At 68.6% G+C, this 2,779-nt stretch carries 2 protein-coding genes; both read right to left on the bottom strand.

All coding sequences use genetic code 11. The features are described 5' to 3' along the window. Positions 1–10: 10 nt before the first annotated feature. Complete coding sequence (gene disA, locus U9980_RS07495; RefSeq protein ID WP_322747676.1) at positions 11–1,090, bottom strand: DNA integrity scanning diadenylate cyclase DisA; 1,080 nt, start codon at positions 1,088–1,090, stop codon at positions 11–13. Between the two features lie 108 nt (positions 1,091–1,198). After that, positions 1,199–2,647: a DNA repair protein RadA gene (gene radA, locus U9980_RS07490; protein WP_322767270.1), complete on the bottom strand. Its 1,449-nt coding sequence runs from the start codon at positions 2,645–2,647 to the stop codon at positions 1,199–1,201. Positions 2,648–2,779 lie beyond the last annotated feature (132 nt).

Below are 2,779 nucleotides of genomic sequence, written 5' to 3'. Positions count from 1 at the left end.
CCCATGCGGTTCACACATAGCGTTCGAGGATGCTGGACTCGGCGAGCCGGGACAGCCCCTCGCGTACGGCCCTGGCGCGTGCGGCGCCGATACCCTCGACGGTCTGCAGGTCGTCCACGCCGGCTGCCAGCAGTTTCTGCAAGGTGCCGAAGTGGTCGACGAGTCGGTCCACGACCATTCGGGGCAGTCGTGGCACCTTGGCCAGCATCCGGTAACCACGGGGGCTGACCTGGCTGTCGAGCACATCCGCGCCCCCGGGGAAGCCGAGTGCGCGGGCGAGCACGGTCAGATCCAGCAGATCGGTCGATGACATCCCGGAGAGCCGGGCGAGGATTTCGGCGGCGGTGGCTGTCTTACCCCCTGAGGGCAGATAGTCGCGGACGGCGAGTTCCCGTTCGGTCTCGACTCCCGCCATCAGTTCCTCGAGCTGGAGGGACAACAACCGGCCGTCGGTACCGAGTTCGACCACGTAGCCTTCGATCTCGTCCGCGATCCGCCGAACCATCTCCAGCCGTTGGCTCACCAAAATTGCGTCACGGACGGTGACGAGGTCTTCGATCTCGAGGGCCGACAGTGTGCCGGCGACCTCGTCCAGGCGCATCTTGTACCGTTCCAGCGTCGCCAGCGCCTGGTTGGCCCGGGACAGGATGGCGGCCGAGTCATCAAGAACGTAGCGCAGACCTGCCACGTACAGCGCGATGATCCGCATCGACTGGCTGACCGAAATCACCGGGTATCCGCTTTGCTTGGCCACTCGTTCGGCCGTGCGGTGCCGGGTACCGGACTCGTCGGTGAAGATGGTCGGGTCGGGCACCAGGTGGACGGCGGCCCGGACGATTCGCTGTAGGTCGGACGACAGGACGATCGCGCCGTCCATCTTCGCGAGCTCCCGCAGTCGGGTGGCGGAGAACTCGACGTCCAGTTCGAATCCGCCGGTGCAGATGCCTTCGACCGCCTTGTCGTGGCCGAGGACGATCAGGCCGCCGGTATGGCCGCGAAGGATGCGCTCGAGGCCATCCCGGAATGGGGTCCCTGGGGCGACAGCGGCCAGTGTCGCCCGGAAGATGTCATCCCCGGGTGGTCCTGCCATCTGGCTCCCTCTGTATCTCGGCGTTCCGCCATCGTGATGGTATCGGGTGGGCTGCTTTGCCATGCTGCCCCCGTGATGTTGTAGCCATACTTTTACCTGCCGTAATTTTCACTCATTACCGCCGTACATATGCCGTATTGCACTGTTCAGGTCGCACACTTCGATCGTCGTCATGCCCTCGGGCGCCGGACCCGCCTCGGGAGGCACGAGCGCCCAGCGGAAACCCAGACGGGACGCGGCCGTCAGGCGCCTGCGGACCGCACCCACCGACCGGACCTCGCCGGCCAGACCTACCTCGCCGACGGCGACGAGGTTCGCCGGAATGGGACGGTCCTCAACGCTGCTGATCGTGGCCAGCGCGACGGCGAGATCGGCGGCCGGCTCGGCGAGCCGGACCCCACCGACGGTAGCCGCGTATACGTCCGATCTGCCAAGTTGAAGTCGACCGCGGCGCTCGACCACAGCAAGAATCATCGCGACCCGGGCCGAGTCGAGCCCGGACACGGCTCGTCGCGGCACGGTCGCCGTGGACGTTGCCACCAGCGCCTGCACCTCGGCGACCAGCGGTCGGCGGCCCTCGACCGTGACCGTCACACAGGTGCCCGCGACGCCCTCCGTCGGCCCACCGTCGTGCCAGCGGGACAGGAACAGCCCACTGGGATCCGCGATCCCACGGATGCCGCCGTCGCCCATCTCGAAGCAGCCGACCTCGTCGGAGGGGCCGAAACGGTTCTTGCTCGCCCGGACCAGGCGCAGCGACGAATGCCGCTCACCTTCAAAGTGCAGAACGACGTCGACAAGGTGTTCCAGCAGCCGCGGTCCGGCGACCGTGCCGTCCTTGGTCACGTGGCCGACGATCACACAGGCCATGTTCAGCGCCTTTGCCGCGCGGATCAGGGCCGCGGTGACCTCACGGACCTGGGTGACTCCGCCGGCCGCTCCGTCTGCGGTGGCGGTGGTGATGGTCTGTACCGAGTCAACCACCAACAGCTCTGGACGGACCTCGTCGACATGGGTGAGCAGGGCCTCCAGATCGGTCTCCGCGGCGACCCACAGATCGGCGTGCACTGCCCCCGTTCGCCCGGCTCGTAGCCTGACCTGAGCGGTCGACTCCTCGCCGGTGACCACGAGCGCCCGGGCGCCCGACGCGGCACTACGCGCGGCGACCTCAAGCAGCAACGTCGACTTGCCGACACCCGGCTCGCCGGCTAGCAGGACGACCGCCCCGGGAACGAGCCCGCCACCGAGCACCCGGTCGAGTTCGGTGACCCCGGTAGGACGGCTGCGGGCCGTGGTGATGTCAACCGCCGACATCGGGCACGCGGGGGCCGTGACCGCCGCGCTCGCCCGGGCGAGGCCCCGCGCGCCGGCCCGGTGGGTCGAGCGGACGGCGGGCACCTGGGCCTCGATCGTCCCCCAGGTGTTGCAGCGCGGGCAGCGTCCCACCCATTTCACCGACTCGGCGCCACACCCACTGCACCGGAAACCAACCGAGGCCGCGCGGGAACCGGACAGGCCCGGTGCGTTCGGGCGGGGAACGGGAGGCCGTGATGACATGGCCCGCACCGTATCGGGACGGTCCGACAACAACCATGGGGCAGTGGCTGGCCTGCCTTGTCACTCACCCGACGATGTCGGGCAGCTGACGATGCCCGCCGAGGTCAGCCGGCCGAGGTCAGCCGGCCGAGG

This window comes from Protofrankia sp. Cr1 (assembly GCF_963555865.1).
Classification (GTDB): domain Bacteria; phylum Actinomycetota; class Actinomycetes; order Frankiales; family Frankiaceae; genus Protofrankia.
This window is presented reverse-complemented; position numbering and strand designations above follow the sequence as displayed.